This window comes from Actinomadura sp. J1-007 (assembly GCF_009793335.1).
Lineage (GTDB): Bacteria > Actinomycetota > Actinomycetes > Streptosporangiales > Streptosporangiaceae > Spirillospora > Spirillospora yumaensis.
Genome location: NZ_WING01000003.1, coordinates 271,321 through 292,026, shown reverse-complemented (window position 1 = coordinate 292,026; position 20,706 = coordinate 271,321). Strand labels below are relative to the sequence as shown.

Genomic DNA, 20,706 nt, shown 5'->3' with positions numbered 1-20,706 from the left:
GGCGCCGCCTACGCCGGTGCAGGTCTCCACGAAGGCGATGATGTGGTCGCCCTGCGGCCGGCCCGTATGCAGGCCGACGACGCCCGACGCCTTGACGCCGGGACAGGAGTCGAGGGCCGATTCGAGCGTCTCGGGCGGGAAGGTCTCGCCGTGAACGATGATCGTCTCCTTCCGCCTGCCGAGGATCCGCAGGTGCCCGCCGGGTTCGACGGCGCCCGCGTCGCCCGTCCGCAGCCAGCCGTCCCCGTCGAGGCCGGAAGGGGCGTCGCCGGGCGCGCCGAGGTAGCCGATCATGAGGCTGGGGCTACGGACCAGCACCTCGCCGGTCTCGCCGGTCTCGCCGTCGATCCGCACCCGGGTTCCGGGCAGGGGGCGGCCGACCGTTCCGGCCTTGTGGTCCGACGGCGAACCGATCGCCACGTTGGGCCCGGCCTCCGTGAGCCCGTAGCCGTCGTGGAGCGGCGCGCCGACGTCCCGGAGGAACCGCTCGGCGAACGGCTCGGGCAGGACGTCGCCTCCGCATCCGCGCACCCGCAGCGAGGCGAGGGCCCGCCGCAGGTCGGGGTCGGAACGTGCCATCCGCAGCAGGAGCACGTAGCTGGTGGGAACGCCGTCGAGCGTGGTCACGCCGTCCTCCAGCAGGGCGCGCGCGACCGGTTCGGCGCGGAACCCGTTCTGGACGTGCAGCGCGGCCCCGCTGCGCAGCCAGGTCAGCATCACGCTGTGCCCGTAGGAGTGGGTGAGGGGGAGGGGCAGCAGCAGGCCGTCGTCCTTCGCGATGGCGAGCCGCTCGGCGGTCGCCCTCGCCTGGTAGTCCATGGCCGCGGCGTGGTGCAGGACCGCCTTCGGCTCCCCTGAGGTGCCCGACGTCCAGAACACGACCGCGGTCTCCTCGGGCACCGGCGTTCCGGTCGGCTCCGGATTGCGGTGGGCCTCGACCTTCCCCGAGCGGACGAGCAGCCGCGCACCCACGCGCGGCGCGTCGGCGGCCCCGCCGAAGGGCGCGTCGCCGAGCATCACGGGGACGCCCGTACTGCGCGCGGCGAGGACGGTGACCAGGACGGTGAGCGGGTCGTCGGAAGCGCAGGCCAGGGTGTCACCGGCGGCCATCGGCGGCACGGCCGCCGCGGCGTCGTCGGCGAGACGCCGCAGCGTCGCCGCGTCCACCGGTTCCCGGTCGATCGTCAGGGGCCCGTACCGCGCCGTCATGCCGGCCCGACCAGCGTGACGTCCAGGACGAACCGGCCGGGCTCGGGGCTTACGGTCACGACCAGGGCGGGACGTCCCGCGGCGGCGGCCCACCGCTCCGCTTGGCGCGTGTCGGCGCCGGGCGTGCAGATGGCGTAGCAGGGGCCGTGCCATCCGGTGCGTTCGACGAAGGGCTGGAGGAGCCGCACGGGTTCGAGCCCGAGCGACGTGGACGGCAGCATTCGCGCGCCGCGCGCCTCGGCGGCCGTGAGGAACGACTCGACGCGCGACCGCACGTAGGCGCCCACGACCATGGCGACCGGCGTGCGGGCGGGCTCGGCGCCGCAGTCGTGCAGGTGCCTTTCGAGCAGCCCGGCCAATTCCGCGGCGAGCGCGGCGACCAGTCCGCGCTCGCCGCGCGCGCCCCCTTCGCGAACGACCTCGATGGATTCTTTCGCCAAAACAGCCGATGGTGCGGCCATCCGTCCTCCGCTGTTCACCGGACGTTTTCGGGACGAACTCGCTTCCTCGGATCATAACTCGCGGGTTACCATGGGTCCATACCGAGAAGGAGTTCTCATGGGGCGATGGAGTGCCTTCCTGCTCGACGAGGCCGAACTCGATGAGATGCCGGGCGTCCCCCTCGGGGAAATCGCCGGGCACGCGGACGCCGTGCTGGCCGGAAGGCCCGACGCCCGCGGCCTTTACCGCCGTTGGGAACGGCAGCAGTGGTCCGCCGAAGAGGTCGAACTCGGACCCGACGGCGAGGAATGGGCGCACCGTATGCCGCGAGTCCTGCGCGACCGGCTCACGCGCGTCATGCACACCTTCGTCGTCGGCGAGTACACCGGCCTTGAGCTGCTAGGACCCATCCTCGCGTCCTGTCCGGGCGAGCACGACCTGCTCTTCCTGGGAACGCAGGTCGCGGACGAGTCACGGCATACCGCGATGATGGCGAGAATTGCCGATGAGGTGCTCGGCAAGAGCGGGGGACTCGCCGCCCAACTGCCCACGGCATGGTCCGACCTGCCGCCCGCCTATCGCCAGATCAGCATTGTCGAGGCAGAGATAGTCAAGGAACTGTCGCGCAATCCCGGCGACCACGCGCGATGGCTCCGAGCGGTCACCGTCTTCCATTTCGTGACCGAGGGCCTCCTCGCGCTGGACGGTCAGCGCACGCTCGTTCAAGGGCTCGGGCGCGTCTCCTTTCTCCAAGGCATAAAAACGGGATTCACGGCGATGCTCCGCGACGAGGCACGCCATGTCGGCTACGGAATGCACGCGCTTCGACGAGGGCTCGCCGACGGATATCACGACGAGATGTTCGACCTCCTGGAGGAGATGCTCCCGCTGGCCGTCCACATCGATTTCGCGGCGACCGGCGGCGACCGGGAAGCCCCGCAGCGGCGGGACGTTCCGCCGAGGCGGAACGGCGGCGGCGCGGCGGGAGCCGAGCAGACCGCGGAACGGCTCAGGCGGCTGGCGCGGCGCCGCCTCCGCGAGATCGGCTTCGGATCAGCGGCCGTCGACCACCTGATGGACCGCTGCCGAGAGGTCCCGGCCTCCCTGACGACCGCGCCCCCCGGCGGCACAACCGGGTAGGGCTGAACCGCGCGCCGGGCCGAGACCGGGCACGGCTGAACCGCAGCCCACGTCCAGATCGGGCAGGGCTGAACCGCAGGCCGCGCCGCGACCGAGCAGGACTGAGCCGCGCGCCGGGCCGAGACCGGGCAGAGCTGAACCGCAGACCGCGTCCAGACCGGGCTCGGCTCAGCCGCAGGCCGCGCCGCGACCGGGCAGGGCTGAGCCGCAGGCGGCGCTGCGACCGGGCACGGCCGAGCTGTGGGCGGCGCCGAGATCGGGGGCGGCTGGTGCGCGGGTCGCGCCGAGGTCGGCTCTGACGGCGGGGCGTCGGTCGCGGCCCGCTGTGGGTGACGGCGGCATCCGGGCGTGGCGTTCATGGTGCGGCGTACCTCTGTCGGGGCGTGCTCGCGTGCGGAGCCACCGGCCGTTCGAGCGTGTACGTCCTCAACGGCGGGAATCCGTTGAACCCCGACGACGCGTATGTGGCGGTGTACGCGCCGGCCGACAGGATGTCCACGTGGTCGCCGTCCGCGAGGCTCAACGGCAGGCGGTAACCGGCCGTGTCGTAGAGCACGTCGGCGCTGTCGCAGGTCGGTCCGGCGATCACCACCGGCCCGGCCGGGCGGCCGTCGTGCCCGGTCACCAGCGGGTACCGGATCGCCTCGCCCTCCGTCTCGGCCAGGCCGCCGAACCTGCCGATGTCGAGGTACACCCAGCGGCGCCCGTCGCCGTGGGCCCGGTGCGTCACGAGCACCACCTGCGAGCGGATGACCCCGGCCTCCGCGGTGACCGAACGCCCCGGTTCCAGCATCAGCGCGGGGACCCGGCCGCCGAAGTGCCGCCGCAGCGAGTCGTGGACGCGGTCCGCGTAGTGCTCGATCGGCGGCACCGGGGCGGTGTAGCGGGCCGGGAAGCCGCCGCCCAGGTTGAGCAGTTCCAGCCGCAGCCCGCGCCGGGCGGACGCGCGGAACGTCTGCGCGGCGAGCTGGATCCCGCGGTCCCAACTGCACGGATCGAGCTGCTGCGAGCCGACGTGGAACGACACGCCGACGGGGCGCAGGCCGCGTCGTCGGCCCTCGTCCAGGATCTCCACCGCCGTCTCCGGCGAGCAGCCGAACTTGCGGCCGAGCGGCCACTGCGCGCCGGCGTTGTCGACGAGGAGCCGGCAGAAGACCGACGCCCCCGGCGCGTTCCGTGCGATCTTGTCCAGCTCGCCGGGGCTGTCGAAGGCGAACAGCCGTACTCCGAGCTCGTGCGCGAAGCCGATGTCGGCGGGCTTCTTGATGGTGCTGCCGTAGCAGAGCGCGGACGCGGGCGCTCCCGCGGCCAGGCACGCGCGCACCTCGGCCGGGCTCGCCACGTCGAACGACGCGCCGAGGTCCGCGAGCTCTTCGAGCACCGCGCGTTCGGGATTGGCCTTCACCGCGTAGTACACCCGCGCCCCGGGGAACGCGTCGCCGATGCGCCGGAACCGGTCCGCGGCGATCGCCGGATCGGTCACGAGGTACGGTGTCGCCCGCTGCTCGGAGTCGAGGAACGCCCGGATCCGCTCGTACTCGCGCCCGCCCCAGACCGTAGCGGCCCCAGCCTCGGCCTCGCCGCTCGTCCGGTCCGTGCCGTCCACCCCGGTCCTACCTGCCATTCATGGCCGCCAGGGCGTCGTCGATGGCCCGGCCCAGCCCCGCGAGCTTCTCGGTGAACTGCACCTGCCCGGGGTAGGACGCCGGCAGCCTCGTGAACCCGGCGAACCTGGGATCGGCGAACCTGATGCCGAGGTTCGAGAGCGCGACCACGACGTAGCGCCGCCACGGGCTGCCCGGCAGCGACCTGACGATCCCGGCGTCGGCTCCGCTGTTGAACGTCTGGCCGATCTTGTGGGCGAACGTGACCTCCGCGGCCCCCTGCCAGGGGCGCACGTCCCGTCCGTAGGCGAGGTCCGGCATGGTCACCGTGCCGTCCGCCGGATCGACCCAGCGGGACGACACGGCGTGCGGGATGCCCGGTGCGGGATAGTCGGCCCTGCCCCAGTTCGCCGTGGACAGCACCTCGTTGTACCCCTGGTCCAGGAGCAGCCCGACGAGGAACGCGCGGGAGTCCGCCGACAGCAGCCCGCCGTCCACGGGCGCGCCGGAGGCCGTGTGCCACAGCGTCCCGCGGGCCCCGTTGACGATCGTCAGCAGCCGGGCGGTGTCCAGCGCCGTCATGGTGACCCGGCCCGGCCGCCACCGCCCTCCGCTGCGCGGGTTGGTGCCGTCGAGCCGCAGCGTCCGCAGCCCGAGGCCGGCGAGTTCGGCGTGCATGGCGTCGATCTCGCCGCGGTCGTGCAGCAGCTTGATCAGCGCGCAGCCCGCCTGGTTCTCGGAGATGGAGATCATGCGGTCCAGCCAGTCGCGGAGCGTGCGCGTGCCGGGCCGGCAGGAGCCGGGCGGCCGGTCGTCCTCCTCGGGCTCGTAGGTGTGGCTCGCGTCGAGGTCGAGGACGCCCTCGTCGACGAGGCGCAGCACGCGGAAGGCGACCATCAGCTTGTGCAGGCAGGCGGGATAGGGCGACATGAAGCGGTACGGGCCGTCCGCGCTGCCGCCTTCGGCGTCCTCGGTCCCGCAGTCGGCCGTCTCCCACGCCCGGCCGTCCCACCGCTTCCACCGGACCGAGGACGTGCCCCAGTCGTCGTCGATCTCCACGGCGACCGGGTCGGGGTAGTCCGGGGAGAGCAGGGCGTTGGCGGCGGCCACGGGCCGGTCGTCGGCGCCGAGTTCGATGACGGCGAGATCGAGGTAGGGCATGGTGCGGATCCGCTCGCCCTTGACCGGATGCTCGATCTCGTCCGGCCCGAAGTCGATGATCTCCTCGAACCGCTGGGCGCGGACCGACTCGCACAGCACCTTGGCCAGGTGGGCGGAGCGCGTCTCGCGCGACGGAGGCGTTCGTGCCATCGGTGACTCCTTGGGAGGCCGGGGTCAGATGCGGCGCATGGCCGCGGCCAGCTCGGCGAGGGGCGTGAGCGTGGCGAGATCGAGATGGGTGAGGCCGGTGAACCCCCGCTCGCGCACCAGCCGTACGACCTCGCCCGCCTTCCCGAGGTCGCCGGAGCACTCCGGGTAAGAACGGGCGAGGTCCACGGCGGTCTCGCCGCAGCCCTGCGCGACCGCGTCGGAGAGGGCTCGTTCGGCGGCCGTGCGGGCAGGCCGCGGCGGGCCCGTCCGGCCCGTGCCGTCATACCGGTCGCGGCCGTCGCCCTCGCCGCTGTCGCCCTCGCGGTCCGCCGCCGTCCAGGCGTCCAGCCGTCCCGGGTCCCGCGGCGGGCGGCGGCGCACGATGAAGCGGTCGGGCATGACGACCGACGGGTCGGCCTCCATCGCCGCCAGCATCCCGCGGCGTACGGCGCGTACCGCGGCCTCGTCCGGATCGTCCGCCAGGCAGGCGACGAGCCGTTCCTCGCCGGACGGCGCGCGGTCGCACAGGACCTCGATCGCGGACGCGGACGGCGCGGCGGAGGCCAGGCCGCGCCCGACCGCCGCCAGATCGACCGGGCGGCCCTGGTAGCGGGCGGGAACGGCGTCCGGCGGCAGTTCGATGCGCGGGACGCTTTCGCTCAACGAGGCGAGACCGGCGGCGTCGAGGCTCCGCGTGCCCGAGGCGAGGTCGAGGACCGCCGTCTCCAGCCAGTCGAGCAGCTCGCGGCATCGCGTCCGGTCGGCGACGGCGGTGTTGGTGCCGAGGCGGACGTCGACGACGCCCTCGGCCTTGTGGTTGACGAATCGGATGCTGAACAGGTCCGGTAGCGGGTCCTCCTGGCTGAGCGCCCAGCGGAAACGCGTCGCCGGTGCCGCCTCGGCGGCGCGCCGGGGCGTGGCGCCGCGTTCGGCCTTGGGGACGCCGGGCGGGCCCGCGGTGTTGCGGCTGGGCACCACGTAGTTGAACTCCACGCGATGGAACAGGTTGCGCGACGTCTCCGCCTGCTTGCGGAGCACCAGCGCGAGCCGTTCGATGAGGTCGTAGCGGCCGTGCAGCATCAGCGCCCTCGCCTCGTCGCGCGTGCGCTCCAGCAGCTCCCGCAGGTCGCCCGCCGCGCCGGGTTCCAGCGCGACCGGGACGATCTGGAACGCGCACGACGCCGAGGGCGGCGCGGTGAACCGGTTGGAGACCAGGCAGTGCACCACGCACCCGCTCGTACGCGTGTACGCGGTGTAGAGCAGGGCCGTGAGCGCGAGGCACAGGTGGGACTCGGGCACCCGGGCGCGCCGCGACAGCCGCGCGAGCGCGGGCCCGAGGACGTGCGAGGTGAGCTCCGCCGTGCAGTTCTCGCCCTCGGGGAACGGCACGCGGCAGAACGGCAGCGGCGTCGGCGGGCAGCGTTCCAGCGTCGCGTCCCAGTGCCGCAGGCTCCGGGCGTTGCGCGCGCCGCCCTCGGCGGACGACTCGTACCGCGCCCTGTCGCTCGGCTGCTCGACACGCCGCGCGTTGCCGCGCGTCCGCGCCGCGGCGTCGGAGGCCAGGAGCGAGGTGAGGTCGTCCCAGAGGAACTGGACGCCCCAGTCGTCCACCACGATGTGGTGGACGAAGAAGCAGAGCTCCCGCACGCGGCCGTCGTCCGCGCGCACCACCGTGAACCGCACCGGCGGACGCGCGCCGATGTCGAACGGCAGCTCACCGGTCCGTTCCACGTAGGCCGCCACGGACCCGAACTCCGCGACCAGCGCCTTCCCGTCGGCGACCTCGACGCACGGCCCGCCTCGTCCTGGATCGACTGGTACGGCTCGCCGGTCGAGGCCGAGGTCGGGTAGCTGGTGCGCAGCGCCTCGTGCCTGGCGGTCAGGCGCTCGATCGCGCGAAGGCACGCCCGCTCGGTCACGGGCTCGGGCAGGGACCAGTGGTAGCTCAGGTTGTTGCGGTTCAGCAGTTCGGGAGCGGCGACCGCGTTGGCGGCGTCGAGGCGCCACGGGCTGAGCTGCCCCCAGGTCAACGGTGCGGTGCGTGCTCGCGGCCCCATCACGCGCCGTCCGTCATCCGGCGAGGGCGTGGCCGATGTAGTCGGCCGCGTCGCCGAGCGTGCGGAACCTGGTGAGGTCCTCCTCAGGGATCCGCACGCCGAACGTGTCCTCCGCCGTCAGGTAGATCTCCACGACGGACAGGGAGTCCACGAGGAGGTCCTCGGTGAGCGACGCCTCCGGGGTCGCGTCGCCGAGGTCCACCTCCGCGACCTCGTGCACGATGCGGGCGAGTTCCTGGACGATCTCAGTTTGCGTCACCGTTCCTCCTTGCCTCGGCGAAGTGGCGTTCGACACCGGGCGGGACGTCGGTGTCGAAGGTGGGGACGTGCACCACGGCGGCGGTGCCCGCGCGGACGAGCGGGAGCGCCTCGTCCAGGTACGCGTCGAGTTCGGCCGCGGAACGCACGGTCCGCGCGAGGGCGCCGTGCGCGCGGGCCAGCTCCACGACGGGAAGCGGGGTGGGGAAGCGGGTGAGGCTCTGCTCCCCGCCCTCGTGCCGGCGCACGGCCCGGGGCCACCCGAACCCCTCGTCGTCGAAGACGAGCACGACCAGCCGGCAGCCGTGCTCCGCCGCGGTGAACAGCGCCGGAAGGCCCATGGAGAACGCGCCGTCGCCGCATGTCGCGAGCACCGGCCGTTCGGGCTCGGCCAAGGCGGCGCCGACCGCGGCACCCAGCCCGAAGCCCATCATCGTCTGCTCGCCGGGCGTGATGGCCGTGCTCGCCGGGCCGATCCGGACGAGCGGGAAGTGGTAGCCCCAGATGTCGTGGAGCCCGTTGTCCTGGGCGAGGACGAACGACTCTCCCAGGCGTTCGGCCACGCGCCGCAGCGCCGCGCCGGTAGGGCTGCTCTGGAAGTCCACCTCGCAGTTCTGGCGGGCCTTCTCGCGCGCGACGGCCACCGTTTCCCGCCACGCCCTGCCGCCCTGTGGATCGGCGAGCGGCTCCGGCTCGGGCATGCGCGCCAGCAGGGCCCGGACGGTCGCGGCGGCGTCTCCGAGGAGGGCCACGTCGGCGGGCACCGAACGGTCGAAGGCGGTGACGTCGCGATCCACGTGGACGACGGACGCGCCGGCGAGGCCGGGCCAGTCCATCGTCGCGGTCTCCTCCCAGCGCGTTCCGACGGCGAGGACCACGTCGGCGTCGTTCAGCACCTCGTCCAGCGGCGGCGTCGCGTACAGGCCGACGAGGCCGCAGGACAGGGGGTGGTTCTCGTCCACGCCGCCCCGGCCGGACGCCGTCGTGGCGAGCGCGGCGTCCCAGACCTCCGCGAGCCGTTCCAGCTCGCGTCCGGCCGACCGCGCGCCGCCGCCCGCCACGATCAGCGGCCTGCGGGCGCCCCGCATCAGCCGTACGGCGCGGTCGAGGTCGTCGTCGAACGGCACGCAGCCGGGCGGCGGACCGGGGTCGCGCGGGGACGGCGGGATGTCGGCGCCGGCCAGCTCGTCGGTGATCTCCAGCAGGGACACCGACGGGCGGCACCGGGCCGCGAGGGCGGTCGCCCTCCGGACCGCCCAGGCCAGCCGGTCCGCTCGCTCGACCCGGTAGCTCCAGCCGACGACGGGCCCGGCGACGCCGAGCTGGTCGAGCTCCTGGAACCCTCCCCGGGCGATGCCCTCGTTCGGCGTCCGGGTGGTCACCACCACGATCGGGGCCCCGACCGACGCGGCCTCGGACACGCCGACGAGCGCGTTGAGGAACGCGGGGCCGGACGAGAGCTCGATCACCACGGGCCGTCCGGCGGCCTGCGCGTACCCGATGGCCTGGCACGCTCCCGAACGCTGGTCGCGCACCGCGAACGCCCGGGGCCGTCCGAGCACGGCGGCGGCGTCGAGCAGCCCGCGCTCGTCGCGCGGCAGCCCGAAGACCGCGGCGGCGCCCGCGTCGGCGAACGTCTCCGCGACCGCCGTCCAGAGATCAGCCACCGCCGGCGCCCCTTCCGCCGGACGTGCCGACCGCCGATCCCGCGGCCGTCCCCGGTGGTCCCACCGGCCCCGGTGGTCCAGATGAGCGCGGGCCGCCCGCCGTGACGGCGCTGGAGGCGCGCGGCGGACTCGCGTGGCGCGCCTCCGCGGCGGGGCGCCGGGCCAGCCGCGCGGCCTGCTCGGAGAGCAGCAGCGGACCGGTCCACACGCGGCCGTCCTGGTGGACGCTGCTCGCCGCCACGCCGTGGCCGCCGAACGGCCGGTTGCCGTCCTCGACGTCGAACGCCGTCGCGTCGCGGCACACGACCGCGGAGCCGACGACGTCGTGCGGCAGGGCGGGCTCGCCGTAGTTGGACAGGTACATCCCGCGCTGGACCTCGCGCGCGTCCTCGGCCCAGCGGGTGATCACGCTCGCGTCGCCGTACGGGACGATCGGGAACACGGGGGAGAACAGCTCGGGCGGATGGACCTCGGCGTCCTGCTCGAACATCAGGACCGTCGGCTCCACCACCCCCGCCTCGGCCTCCACCGCGCCGCCGTGGCGGACGCGGGCGCGGTGCTCGCGCAGGAAGCCGGCGGCGGTCTCCACGGCGTCGGGGTACACCAGGGGCGCGACCGTGGTGCGCGGGTCGGCGCGCTCTCCCACGCGCGTGTCGGCCAGGACCGCGGCGATCTCGTCGGCCAGCCGTTCGGCGACGCTCGCGTGGGCGAAGATCAGGTCCGGGCACAGGCAGTCCTGGCCGGAGTTGTAGAGGCGCGCCCGCAGGACGTCCTTGGCGGCGACGGCGGGGTCGGCGGCCGGGCCGACGACGACGGGGTTCGGCCCGGATCCGAACAGCAGCATCCGCGGCCGGCCGCCGATCCGGTCCGCGATGGACAGGCCGTTCTGGTACTGGCCGGTGAAGGCGACGATGTCCGCGTCCCTCGCCAGCTCGACCATGCGCACCTGCGTGGTGGGGAGCAGGGCGACCCGGCGGGTGAGCCCTCGCGGCAGCAGTTCGGTCATCTCCCGGTGGACCGCTTCGGCGGCGGCCATGCTGCGCGTGGACGGCCGGAGAATGACCTGCTCGGCATAGAGGGCCGGGATAAGCCCGAAGAGGACGTAGGAGTAGAGGACATTGTTGGAAGGCAGGAAGACGACGACCCGGTCGAGCCGCATCGGATCCTGGGCGCGCAGTTCCCAGCGCGCTCCCGCGAGAGTGGCGATGGAGCGGTGGACCTCGTCGGTCGCCGCGTCCGCCGTCGCTATCCCGGTCAGCGTGTCCACCAGGCGATTGCGATGGCCGGCCAATGTCCGCGCGGCGTCAAGGGAGATTTCCGTTACCTCGTCCGATGGCATGGTCGCTTTCATGCACACTCCCGCCGACGGCGTTCATCGGCCGCTGCTCGGTTCAGCGACCGCCGCTGAGGTGGCCGTCTCTCCGTGGCGGCGCGCAGGCGGCGCTTCCAATCCGCGCCGGTACGCGCACAAGGTCCCAATATGAATATCGCCGCGAAAGAATGCAATGTGATCTACATCACATGATTTCCTTAGTTCGCGTTGCTACTGTGCTGAGTCGTGGCCAGTGATTCCGACAAGCCTCCCGCCTGGTCGTACAGCAGCCCGAACCCGCCCCGGCTCAGCACCCACACCAAGATCATTCAGGCCGCGGACTGTGCGCTTTTGACAAATGTGGTCACCGGTCGGCGCATCGTGGTGACGAACCAGGTCGCCGAGGCGCTGAAGGCGCTCGGCGAGGACGGCGCGCCCCGCGCGGCGGGCGGCGGCGCCGGCCGCGACGGCGTCGACATGCCCGCTGTACTGGCGCTTCTCGCCTCGCGGGGGATGCTCGCGAGCGAGGACGACGGCGCGCTCGCGGAGCGGGCCGTGGCCGGGCTCGCCGGCGCGGCCGAGGCGCCGGAGCCGCTCGCGGGCCCGGGGCCAGAGGGATGGACGGAACGGCCGTACTGGCAGTCCGACCCGGTCGGAGTGGACGATTTCGCAAACGGCCCGCCGCTTTCGTCTTTGTCGATGCTCATCGTCGGAGGATGTGTCGGGCAGTTCACGGCCGAGAGCCTCGTACGGGCCGGGCTGCGCCGGAGAATCGACGTGCAGGTGACGCACCGCTGGCCCGCCGGTCCGGGCGCGTTGGAGCAGGACGTCGCCGCCTGCGATCCGGATATCGTCGTCTTGCAGTTCCCTGGTGAGCTATATCTGTCGCGCCTGTGGGACCACGGTGCGCTGGTGCCGCACGAAGTGCGGAAACGGCGACTTGAAGCGCTCAAACGTTCCATCGCCGGAAGAATTGGCGAACTCGACGCGGTGGCGGCGGGGCGCTTGGCGCTCGTGCACAACCTGGCCCCACCCGCATTTTCCCCGTTCGGCCGCCTCGATTACCGGGAGCCGGTCAACTTCCGGCAGATCGTCGCCGAGGTCAACTGCCATATCGACGCGCTCGCGGCGGGCGCGGAGTCCGGCCGCGTCATGGTCGTGGACGAGGAGCGCCTCGCCGTCCGCGCCGGCGCCGCGCGCCTGTTCGACGACACGGTCTTCCCTTTCGCGCACCACGGCGGAATGGTCGATCCGGAGATCGGCGAGGTGCACCAGTTGCCGGCGCTGGGCCGCGCGCTCGCCGAGGAGTACCTCGCCTGCTGGGAGATCCACCGCGGCATCGGCAGGGTCAAGTGCGTCGCCGTGGACCTGGACGGCACGCTGTGGCCCGGCGTCCTGGCCGACGACGGCCCCGAGTGGCTGGACTCCGACGGAACGGACCGCTGGATGCGTCTCGGCCTCCACCAGGCGCTCCGCCTCCTCAAGGAGCGCGGGATCCTGCTGAGCACGTGCAGCAAGGGCGACCGGGACGCGACGACGCGGGCGTGGGAGAAGCTGGCGCACCCGCTCGCCCTGCGACCGGAGGACTTCGTGACGCATCAGATCAACTGGGACGCCAAGTCGGAGAACCTGCGGACCCTGTGCGCCCGCCTCGGCCTCACCCCGACCAGGTCCTCTTCCTCGACGACCACCCGGTGGAACGTGCCGAGGTCCGCCGCAACCTGCCGGGAGTCCAGATCCTCGACGCGCCCGTGCACGAGTTCCGCGCGCGGCTCCTCGCCATGCCGGGGTGCGAGCCGCGCGCGGCCACCACGGAGGCGAGGACCCGCACCGAGACGACGCGGGCGATGCTCGACCGGGAGGACCGCGCCGGCGCGGCGAGCCCCGCCGACTTCCTGACCGACCTGCGGGTGGTGCTGGAGGTCGGTGCGCCGCCCGATCGCGGCCTCGCCCGGATCGCCGAGCTGCTGTCGCGTACGACGCAGTTCACCACCACCGGCCTGAGGGCCGACGAGCAGGACCTGCTCGCGATGGTCGAGCGCGGCTGCCGCCTGTACGCGGGATGGGTCCGGGACCGGTTCGCCGACTACGGGCTGGCGTGCGCCTGCGTGCTCGACGGGAGCACCGTCTCGGCCCTGGCGGTGAGCTGCCGGGTGATCGGCCTCGACGTCGGCCCCGTCTTCCTCGCGGCGGCATTGGAGGCGGCCGGACTCGTCCGCCGGGGAACGGTCGGCCTTCTCGTCGAGACCCCCCGCAACACCCCCGCGCGCGACGTCTTCGTGCGGGCCGGGTTCCGGCCGGACGGGGCCGGACGGTTCGTCCTGGACGACCCCGATGCCGTGCCGCGCGCGGGCACGACGCCGCACGACGTCCGCGCCGCCGGGGCGGGCCGGTGAGCGCGGTGCTCTCCCGGGCCACCGCTCCGATCACCAGGCTGGCCGGGTCGATCTTCATCCTGGGCCTCGGCACCGGCCTGGTCCTGGTCGGCCTGCCGCTGCTGATCCTGCACGAGTACGGCACCGGGCTCGGACTGGGGCTGGTGATCGGCCTGCGGATCCTGCCGAACTTCCTGCTCGGGCCCTCGGTCGGCGGGTACATCGACGCGCGGGACCCGCGGCGGATCGCCATCGTCGCGTCGCTGGCGTCCGCGGCGTTCACCGTGCTCATGCCGCTCACCTCGGCGCTGTGGCAGCTCTGCGTGCTGGCCGTGGCGCTCGGGCTGACCTCGATGTTCACCGGCCCCGCCCGGATGGCCCTGCGGAGCTGGCTGATCCCCGAGGGGCGGGAGATGGACGGCAACGCCTCGATCGTCACCGCCGAGCGCGTCCCCGACGTCCTCGGTCCCGCGATGGTCGGGCCGCTCCTGGTCGTCGGCGATCTGGACTGGCTGTTCTACGGCGGCGGGCTGCTCACCGTGCTGGCGTGCGTGCCGCTCCTCGGCCTCGGCCGGATGCCCCGTTCCTCCGCGCCCGAACCCGCCGCCCGCGCCTCGGGGGCCGGCCTGCTGTCGCTGCGGGGGATCGTCGGACGGCTGTTCACCGACAACGCCCGCAGCCTCGCGGAGGTCGTACGGGTGGACGGCACGCTGAGCGCCCTCACCATCACGGGGTTCACCTACGTCTTCGCGCTCGGGGTCGGCCGGATCTTCCTGTCGGAGTACTCGATCAGGCATTTCCCCTCCCTGCACGGCGCCCTCGGCTACCTGATGGCGGCCATGGCGTTCGGCGGGATCCTCGGGAGCATCGCCGCCCCCGGCTGAAACGGATCCAGCCGAACCGGCTCTACTTCATCGGCAACATCCTCGAAGGGGTGTGCTGGCTCCTGCTGCCGTTCACGCCGGGCTTCGCGTCCGCCTGCGCCCTCATGGTGGTCGCCGGGGTCCTGGAGTCGGCCGCGACGGTCGTGTTCTTCGCGGAGGTCCAGATCCGGTTGCCCGACTCCTTCTCCGGCCGCTACTACGCGATGCTGCTGCCCCTGACGGACGCGTGCATGCTGCTCGGCGCGGTCGTCGGCGGCACCGTGGTGCTCGCGGGCCTGCCCTGGGCGGCGGTGGTGATCTGCCTGGCCATGGCGGCCCCGATCGTCCTGCTCGGCAGGCTGTTCCTCCAGCCCACCACGCCCGCGACCACGCGGGCGCCGCAGAAGCAGGCGACCTAGCGCGGGCCCGCGATGGAGAGCCAGAGGATGCCGCGACTCAGCGTTCGGACCCAGCTCGCGTTGCTGACCGGGACCATGGCGAGCTACCTCTACCGCAAGACCTCCCGCGCCGGGGCCGGGACCGTCCTCGGCAGGACGGCCCTGGCGCTCGCACCCAACGCGCTCCGGGAACTCACCGGACCGCTGCACGTCGTACTCGTCAGCGGGACGAACGGCAAGACCACCACCACGCGCCTCATCGCCGCGATCCTGGCGGGGGAGGGCGGCGCCGTCAGCAACGCCACGGGCGCCAACATGCCCGCCGGCATCGTCAACGCGCTCGCGGGCCGCGGTCGCACCGCCCGCTACAGCGTGCTGGAGGTGGACGAACGCTACCTGCCTGGCCTGCGGGACGAGACCCGGGCCGACACCGTGGTCCTGCTCAACCTGAGCAGGGACCAGCTCGACCGCAGCCCCGAGACGTTCCTGATCGCCAAGCGCTGGCGGGAGGCCCTCGGCCGGGCGCCGCGGACGACCGTGGTCGCCAACTGCAACGACGCCCAGGTCTGCTGGGCCGCGTCCGCCGCCCGGCACGTGGTGTGGGTCGCGGTCGAGGGCAGGTGGGAGCGGGACTCGCGATGGTGCCCGGCGTGCCGGGGGCTGCTCGACCACCCGCCCGGCGGCGCCTGGCGCTGCGACGGCTGCGGCCTGGAACGCCCCGCCCCGACTGGGCGCTGGTCGGCGACCGGCTCGTCTCCGGCAGGACGGACGAGGCCACCGCGATCGGGCTCGCACTGCCCGGCCGGATCAACGTCTCCAACGCGGCCATGGCGCTCGCCACGGCGGCGTCCTTGGGCGTCGCGCCCGCCGCCGGCTCGGTACGGCTGCGGGACGTCCGCTCCGTCGCCGGACGGTACGAGATCGTCGACGTCGCCGGGCGGCGCGTGCGGCTGCTGCTGGCCAAGAACCCGGCGAGCTGGGCCGAGACGTTCTGCGTGGTGCGGGGCGCGGCGGCGGTCCTGCTCGTGCTGAACGCCCGGCAGCTCGACGGCCGGGACACCTCCTGGATCTGGGACGTGGACTTCGCCGCCCTGCGCGGGTCGGCGGTCTTCGTCGCGGGCGAGCGCCATCTGGACCTCGCGGTGCGGCTGGACCTCAACGGGATCGCCTTCACGGTCGTCTCCTCGCTGCGCGAAGCCTGCGCCGCCGCGCCGCCGGGCCTGCTGGAGGTCGTCGCCAACTACACCGGGTTCCTCGACCTCGTCCGGGCCATCAGGGAGGAGGCCGTCGGTGCCTGAGCCGCCCGTGGGCGGGCCGTCCGTGCTGGCCATCGGCGCGGCGCGCGCGGCGTTCACCGACCGCCGCGCCGGGATCAGCCTCACCCCGGAGGAGGTCGAACGGCTCGGTCCGAAGACGGCCGCGCGGGTCCGCGGCGACGCGCGGGCCAAGGTCGCCGCCTCGTTCGGGCTGGCGAGCGGCCGGGTCGTCTACATGCGCCAGACGCACGGAACGGAGGTGCGGCACGTCTCCGCGCCGTGCGCCGCGGAGGCGCCGTCCGTGGACGGGGTGTGCACCACCGACGTCTCGCTGGCGCTGGCCGTGCTGGTGGCCGACTGCGCGCCCGTCCTGCTGGCCGATCCGGTCGGCGGCGTCGTCGGCGCCGCCCACGCGGGACGGCCGGGCGTCGCCGGGGGGATCGTCCCGCGGCTGCTGGAGCTGATGACCGCGCACGGGGCCGAACGGCCGCGCGTCACCGCGCTCGTCGGTCCCGCCGTGTGCGGGCTGTGCTACGAGGTGCCCGCGCGCCTGCGCGAGGAGACCGCCGCCGCCGCGCCGGGCGCCTGGGCCACGACCCGGCGAGGCACCCCGTCCGTCGACCTGCGTGCCGCGATCGAGGTCCAGCTCCGTTCGGCGGGCGTGTCCGACGTCCGCCACGACCGGCGCTGCACGTACGAGTCGCCGGAGCTGTTCTCCTACCGGCGCGAAGGGCCGACGGGCGACTTCGCCGGCTACGTGTGGCTCGAACCGTGAACGTCGCGTTCCGCCGCGCCTCGTTCGGCGCGGGCACCGTCCAGGGCGCGGTGGTGCGGGACGGTGTGGGGTTCGGCGCTCCGGCCGGTCGTTCCGGCGCATGGGAGTACGCCCGGTGGGTCGGCCCTGAGACCGCCGTCGCGTTCGGCGCCACCGAGCTGGTCCTGTCGTGGACGGCGGACACGCCGCCCGGCACCTGGATCGAGATCGGGCTTCGCGGCACGTGCCCGTCCACCCCCTGGTACGTGCTCGGCCGGTGGGCGTACGGCGACGGGGACGTACGCCGCGCCTCGGTGCCCGCGCAGGCCGACGAGCACGCGCGAGTCGCGGTGGACACGCTCGTCGCGGCGCCCGGCAGGCCGTGGCACGCCTACCAGACCCGTCTCACCCTCTTCCGCAGGCCCGGGATGTCGTCCGGTCCGCGCGTGCTGACCCAGGGGACGATGGCCTCCGCCGTCTATCGCCGCCGTACAACACGGCCCGACGGCTTTGACGGGATCGAGCTGGAGGTGCCCAGGCGTTCGCAGTACGCGCACCGGCACCCGCACTGGGGCGGCGGCGCGGCTTGGTGCAGTCCTACCTGCATGGCGATGGTGCTCTCCTACTGGAATGCCGGGCCGGACCCCGTCGAGGAGCGGTGCCCGTCCGGTGCCGCCGCGGACGTGGACCACGCGGCCCGGCACGTCTACGACCACGCTTTCGCCGGGACGGGGAACTGGCCGTTCAACACCGCCTACGCGGGCCGGTTCGGGTTGGACGGCTTCGTCACCCGGCTCCGCGGCCTGCCCGAGGCCGAAGTCCTGCTGCGCGCGGGCGTCCCGCTCGTCGCCTCGCTCGCCTTCGGCCGGGGCGACCTGCCCGGTGCCGGATACGCCACCGGCGGTCACCTTCTCGTCATCACCGGTGTCACCCCGGACGGCGACGTGATCGTCAACGACCCCGCCGCTCCCGACCACCACGGCGTGCGCCGCGTCTACCCCCGCGAACCGTTCGAACGATGCTGGCACGCGGCGAGCGGCGGCGTCGTCTACGTCATCCACCCGCCCGGCCACGCGCTGCCCCCGCCTCCCGACCCCGCCAACTGGTGACGGCCGGGCGCCCTCGCCGTTGGGTCTCGAAAAGGCCGGGACGCGGTGCCAGGCTCGAAGCCATGGCGATCCCAGGCTTGCTCATCGACCAGGACGTGGCGGACGAGACCCGGCGCGGCAACGGGCTGCTCGCGGAGGCGCTGGCCGCCGCGCCCCTCCCGCACGAGGCCGACGACGCCCCCGCGATCCGCGCCGCCCGCGAGAACGGCGAGAGCGTCTTCCCCGCCCCCGTCCGCCTGCCCGAGGCCGTCGACCGGGCCGTTCCCGGGCGCGACGGCGACGTCCGGGTGAGGGTCCTGCCGCCGTACGGCGCGGCGCGCGGCGTCCTGCTGCACCTGCACGGCGGCGGCTGGACGCTCGGGACGGCCGACAGCCAGGACCCCGACCTGGTGAACCTCGCGCGGGCCGCGGCGGTCGCCGTCGTGAGCGTCGACTACCGGCTCGCGCCCGAGCATCCGCACCCGGCCGGACCCGACGACTGCGAGGACGCCGCGCGCTGGCTCGTCGAGAACGCGGCGGCCGAGTTCGGCACCGACCGGCTCGCGATCGCGGGGGAGTCGGCGGGCGCGCACCTGGCGGCCCTGACGCTGCTGCGCCTGGGCGAACGGGCGCGCGCGTTCCGGGCCGCGCAGTTCACCTACGGCGTGTTCGACCTGTCGATGACGCCGAGCCAGCGCGCGGGCGTCGACAAGCTGGTGATCCCGACGGCGACGATGCGCTGGTTCTACGAGCAGTTCCTCCCGGGAACGGGCCTGGAGGAACGCCGCGATCCCGCGATCTCCCCGCTGTACGCGGACCTGCGGGGCCTGCCGCCCGCGCGGTTCGTCGTCGGCACCGAGGACCCGCTGCTGGACGACTCGCTGTTCATGGCCGCGCGGTGGCGGGCCGCCGGGAACGCGGCCGAGCTCGACATCGTCGCGGAGGGGGCGCACGGGTTCGCCTCGTTCCCCTTCGTCGCGGGGCGGCGCGAGCGGGAACGGCAGGCCGCGTTCATCGGCAAGGCCGTCACCTCCTGCTGAACGCCCGTCGCCGCTACCCGCGCCGCGCGAGGGTCAGGCGGTGGAGAGCCAGCGCACCCGGTGGCCCTCGGTCGGGTCGGGCGTCTCCCAGCGGCGGACGAGCCGGTCGACGACCGCGTCCGGGACGGGCGCCTCGCGCGCCCGGTTGCGTTCCCGCAGGACGCGCGGCGGCGCCTCCAGCGCCACCAGCTCGACGCGTCCCCGGTAGTCGGCGATCGGGCCGGTGCACTGCTCGCGCAGCATCCGCGACACGTTGGTGGCGTTCCACACGAACGAGCGGCCCGCCCGCAGGTGCTCGCGCGCCAGCGCGTGCGCGGCGGCGGCCACCGGCCGCTGGTCGCCCGCGGGGGAGACGCCCATCGAGGCGCGCAGCCGGTCCAGGCTGACGACGGGCAGACCGGGACGGTTCTCGGCGATCCAGTGGTCCTTGCCGACACCGGGCAGGCCCGACAGCACCGTGACGGTCAGGCGCGTGTCGTCGTAGGCGGCGTAGTCGGGGTCGCGGTCAGGCTTGCGGAAGAACCAGAACCGGGCGTGGTCGGACGGGAACGCGCGCGGCCGGTCGAGGCAGCGCTGCTCGGCGCAGTACTCCGCGTACAGCGCGACGTTGTCGAGGATCTCCCCGGTGTCGCCGCAGACGCGACCGAGGATGTCGGCGGTGGCGAGCAGCGCCAGGTCGTCGTTGCGGGCGAGCAGGCTCACCCGGAACGCGATCTGCCGCAGGTCGGGCCGTTCCAGCGCCCAGAACGGCACCTGGTGGTGCCGCACCAGCGCCGCGACGTGCTCGCGCCACGCGACCGGGGCGCCGAGCTCCCACAGGATCCGCCGCACCATCAGGTCGCCGCGCCGCGAGTGGCCGCGCGCGGTGATCCGCCCGTCCGCGTCGGTCTGCGTGCAGGAGGGCTTGGCGACGTCGTGCATCAGGACCGCCGCGAACAGCCGGACCCGTTCGCTCGCGGGACGCTCCCGCCACTCCGGCAGCGACGCGAGGGCCTCGCACGCCATCCGCGTGTGCACCTCGACGTCGCCCTCGGCGTGGTGGACGGCGTCCTGCGGCACGCCGCTGAGGCTCCGCACCCAGCCGAACGCCTCGCGGATCTCCGGCCATGGCACCTGCCAGTGCGGCGGCGCCGGGCACAGGTCAGCGAACACCCGCATACAGCACCTCCGGGTCGGCGAGGCCGTTCGCGACGATCGGACGGTCCTGCCAGTGCGTTCCCGAGTCGAGGATCGCGGTCAGGAAGCTCGGCCGCACCCACTTGCAGCGGCCGACCGTCCGCCCGTCCTCCTCGACCTTGATGTAGAGGCCCTCCATGTCGTCGGACCGGTCGGTCTCGTCCGCGACGCGCGCGGGGTCGGCGCCGCCCGCGACGGCCGCCTCGCGCAGCGCGTCGCGCCACGCGCCGGTGCGGCAGGTGGACGGCCCGGCGAACGCGGTCAGCGCGGCGAGATCGGCGAGCGGCCCCTCGTGCAGGACCGGCACCGACACGACCGGCGCGCCGTCCAGCAGCTCACGGCGGCGGGCCGTGGACAGGAACGTCCCGTCGGACCGGTCGAGGACGTCGAACGCGCAGAAGTAGTGGGGGAGCGCGTCGTAGAACATCGTGTGCTTGGCGTACAGCCACTCCCCGTACAGCACGTAGCGGTCGCCGAGCCGTTCCCGCAGGACGTGCTGGACGGACGAGGCCCACGCCTTCAGCGGCCCGAACTGCCGCTCGCGCGGGCCGCCCGCCAGGAAGTGCCCGCGGCTCTGCAACCGCAGCCCGCCGTCGGAGGAGAAGCTGATCCCGGCGTTGGCGCCGTCCAGCTTCTCCTCCACGACCAGGTACCGCCCGGCGATCTCGCGGAACGGCACGCTGGCGAGATCGTGGTCCCCCGGCTGGAGCCGGGAGCCCTCGATGTGCCGGGTCCGGGGGTATTTGCGGAGCATGCC

At 73.9% G+C, this 20,706-nt stretch carries 19 protein-coding genes and 2 pseudogenes; 11 read left to right on the top strand and 10 right to left on the bottom strand.

The window, feature by feature from the left end:
* Positions 1-339: 339 nt before the first annotated feature.
* Positions 340-879: pseudogene (locus GEV43_RS56790) on the bottom strand (AMP-binding protein); the annotation flags it as partial.
* Here GEV43_RS56790 and GEV43_RS52690 point away from each other — a divergent pair.
* Positions 818-1,228, top strand: a complete 411-nt coding sequence (locus GEV43_RS52690) for a hypothetical protein (protein ID WP_241684477.1) — start codon at positions 818-820, stop codon at positions 1,226-1,228. The pseudogene GEV43_RS56790 and the gene GEV43_RS52690 overlap by 62 nt on opposite strands.
* Here the strand turns inward: GEV43_RS52690 and GEV43_RS52685 are convergent.
* A complete protein-coding gene (locus GEV43_RS52685; protein ID WP_160826375.1) occupies positions 1,206-1,649 on the bottom strand; it encodes a hypothetical protein in 444 nt (147 codons plus the stop codon). The genes GEV43_RS52690 and GEV43_RS52685 overlap by 23 nt on opposite strands.
* Here GEV43_RS52685 and GEV43_RS42720 point away from each other — a divergent pair.
* Positions 1,633-2,790 (top strand): ribonucleotide-diphosphate reductase subunit beta, encoded by a 1,158-nt coding sequence (locus GEV43_RS42720; RefSeq protein WP_160826374.1) that lies wholly within the window; start codon positions 1,633-1,635, stop codon positions 2,788-2,790. The two genes, GEV43_RS52685 and GEV43_RS42720, sit on opposite strands and share 17 nt — an antisense overlap.
* Before the next feature lie 355 nt (positions 2,791-3,145).
* Here GEV43_RS42720 and GEV43_RS42715 read toward each other — a convergent pair whose 3' ends face one another.
* From GEV43_RS42715 to GEV43_RS42690, 6 genes are all read right to left on the bottom strand, one after another.
* Positions 3,146-4,396: a type III PLP-dependent enzyme gene (locus GEV43_RS42715; RefSeq protein ID WP_206681676.1), complete on the bottom strand. Its 1,251-nt coding sequence runs from the start codon at positions 4,394-4,396 to the stop codon at positions 3,146-3,148.
* A 7-nt stretch (positions 4,397-4,403) separates the two neighbouring features.
* Positions 4,404-5,705: a serine hydrolase gene (locus GEV43_RS42710; protein ID WP_160826372.1), complete on the bottom strand. Its 1,302-nt coding sequence runs from the start codon at positions 5,703-5,705 to the stop codon at positions 4,404-4,406.
* A gap of 24 nt (positions 5,706-5,729) precedes the next feature.
* On the bottom strand, positions 5,730-7,448 hold the full coding sequence (locus tag GEV43_RS42705; protein ID WP_160826371.1) for a condensation domain-containing protein: 1,719 nt from the start codon (positions 7,446-7,448) through the stop codon (positions 5,730-5,732).
* Between the two features lie 327 nt (positions 7,449-7,775).
* A complete protein-coding gene (locus tag GEV43_RS42700; protein ID WP_160826370.1) occupies positions 7,776-8,021 on the bottom strand; it encodes an acyl carrier protein in 246 nt (81 codons plus the stop codon).
* Entirely contained in the window at positions 8,008-9,687 is a 1,680-nt protein-coding gene (locus GEV43_RS42695; protein ID WP_160826369.1) for a thiamine pyrophosphate-dependent enzyme, read from the bottom strand. Before GEV43_RS42695 ends, GEV43_RS42700 begins: the two co-directional genes overlap by 14 nt.
* Positions 9,680-10,954 (bottom strand): aldehyde dehydrogenase family protein, encoded by a 1,275-nt coding sequence (locus GEV43_RS42690; protein WP_206681675.1) that lies wholly within the window; start codon positions 10,952-10,954, stop codon positions 9,680-9,682. Before GEV43_RS42690 ends, GEV43_RS42695 begins: the two co-directional genes overlap by 8 nt.
* 291 nt (positions 10,955-11,245) lie before the next feature.
* On the opposite strand from GEV43_RS42690, the gene GEV43_RS42685 reads away from it, so the two are divergent.
* The 9 genes and pseudogenes from GEV43_RS42685 (at position 11,246) to GEV43_RS42650 (ending at position 18,773) form a co-directional block, all read left to right on the top strand.
* Positions 11,246-12,898, top strand: coding sequence for a hypothetical protein (locus tag GEV43_RS42685; protein ID WP_160826367.1), 1,653 nt, complete (start codon positions 11,246-11,248; stop codon positions 12,896-12,898).
* The gene (locus GEV43_RS42680; protein WP_160826366.1) at positions 12,847-13,395 is read left to right on the top strand and encodes a hypothetical protein; all 549 of its coding nucleotides are present in this window, start codon (positions 12,847-12,849) and stop codon (positions 13,393-13,395) included. The genes GEV43_RS42685 and GEV43_RS42680 overlap by 52 nt, the downstream gene beginning before the upstream one ends.
* A complete protein-coding gene (locus GEV43_RS42675) occupies positions 13,392-14,258 on the top strand; it encodes an MFS transporter (protein WP_160826365.1) in 867 nt (288 codons plus the stop codon). The genes GEV43_RS42680 and GEV43_RS42675 overlap by 4 nt, the downstream gene beginning before the upstream one ends.
* Positions 14,259-14,308: 50 nt before the next feature.
* Positions 14,309-14,656 (top strand): MFS transporter, encoded by a 348-nt coding sequence (locus GEV43_RS42670; protein WP_160826364.1) that lies wholly within the window; start codon positions 14,309-14,311, stop codon positions 14,654-14,656.
* A 12-nt stretch (positions 14,657-14,668) separates the two neighbouring features.
* Positions 14,669-15,136: pseudogene (locus GEV43_RS55655) on the top strand (Mur ligase family protein); the annotation flags it as partial.
* Between the two features lie 119 nt (positions 15,137-15,255).
* Entirely contained in the window at positions 15,256-15,933 is a 678-nt protein-coding gene (locus GEV43_RS55650) for a DUF1727 domain-containing protein (RefSeq protein ID WP_309240280.1), read from the top strand.
* Positions 15,926-16,666: a peptidoglycan editing factor PgeF gene (gene pgeF / locus GEV43_RS42660; protein ID WP_309240279.1), complete on the top strand. Its 741-nt coding sequence runs from the start codon at positions 15,926-15,928 to the stop codon at positions 16,664-16,666. Before GEV43_RS55650 ends, pgeF begins: the two co-directional genes overlap by 8 nt.
* Positions 16,663-17,754 (top strand): peptidase C39 family protein, encoded by a 1,092-nt coding sequence (locus GEV43_RS55645; protein ID WP_160826363.1) that lies wholly within the window; start codon positions 16,663-16,665, stop codon positions 17,752-17,754. Before pgeF ends, GEV43_RS55645 begins: the two co-directional genes overlap by 4 nt.
* Before the next feature lie 62 nt (positions 17,755-17,816).
* On the top strand, positions 17,817-18,773 hold the full coding sequence (locus GEV43_RS42650) for an alpha/beta hydrolase (protein ID WP_160826362.1): 957 nt from the start codon (positions 17,817-17,819) through the stop codon (positions 18,771-18,773).
* Between the two features lie 33 nt (positions 18,774-18,806).
* Here GEV43_RS42650 and GEV43_RS42645 read toward each other — a convergent pair whose 3' ends face one another.
* Positions 18,807-19,931: an AAA family ATPase gene (locus tag GEV43_RS42645; RefSeq protein WP_160826361.1), complete on the bottom strand. Its 1,125-nt coding sequence runs from the start codon at positions 19,929-19,931 to the stop codon at positions 18,807-18,809.
* Positions 19,915-20,703, bottom strand: coding sequence for an RNA ligase family protein (locus GEV43_RS42640; protein WP_160826360.1), 789 nt, complete (start codon positions 20,701-20,703; stop codon positions 19,915-19,917). Before GEV43_RS42640 ends, GEV43_RS42645 begins: the two co-directional genes overlap by 17 nt.
* Positions 20,704-20,706 lie beyond the last annotated feature (3 nt).

Coding starts and splice junctions, on each gene's coding strand:
- GEV43_RS52690 (WP_241684477.1), top strand. CDS start 818: ATGGCCGCGGCGTGGTGCAGGACCGCCTTCGGCTCCCCTGAGGTGCCC.
- GEV43_RS42720 (WP_160826374.1), top strand. CDS start 1,633: ATGGATTCTTTCGCCAAAACAGCCGATGGTGCGGCCATCCGTCCTCCG.
- GEV43_RS42710 (WP_160826372.1), bottom strand. CDS start 5,705: ATGGCACGAACGCCTCCGTCGCGCGAGACGCGCTCCGCCCACCTGGCC.
- GEV43_RS42680 (WP_160826366.1), top strand. CDS start 12,847: ATGCTCGACCGGGAGGACCGCGCCGGCGCGGCGAGCCCCGCCGACTTC.
- GEV43_RS42650 (WP_160826362.1), top strand. CDS start 17,817: ATGGCGATCCCAGGCTTGCTCATCGACCAGGACGTGGCGGACGAGACC.
- GEV43_RS42645 (WP_160826361.1), bottom strand. CDS start 19,931: ATGCGGGTGTTCGCTGACCTGTGCCCGGCGCCGCCGCACTGGCAGGTG.
- GEV43_RS42640 (WP_160826360.1), bottom strand. CDS start 20,703: ATGCTCCGCAAATACCCCCGGACCCGGCACATCGAGGGCTCCCGGCTC.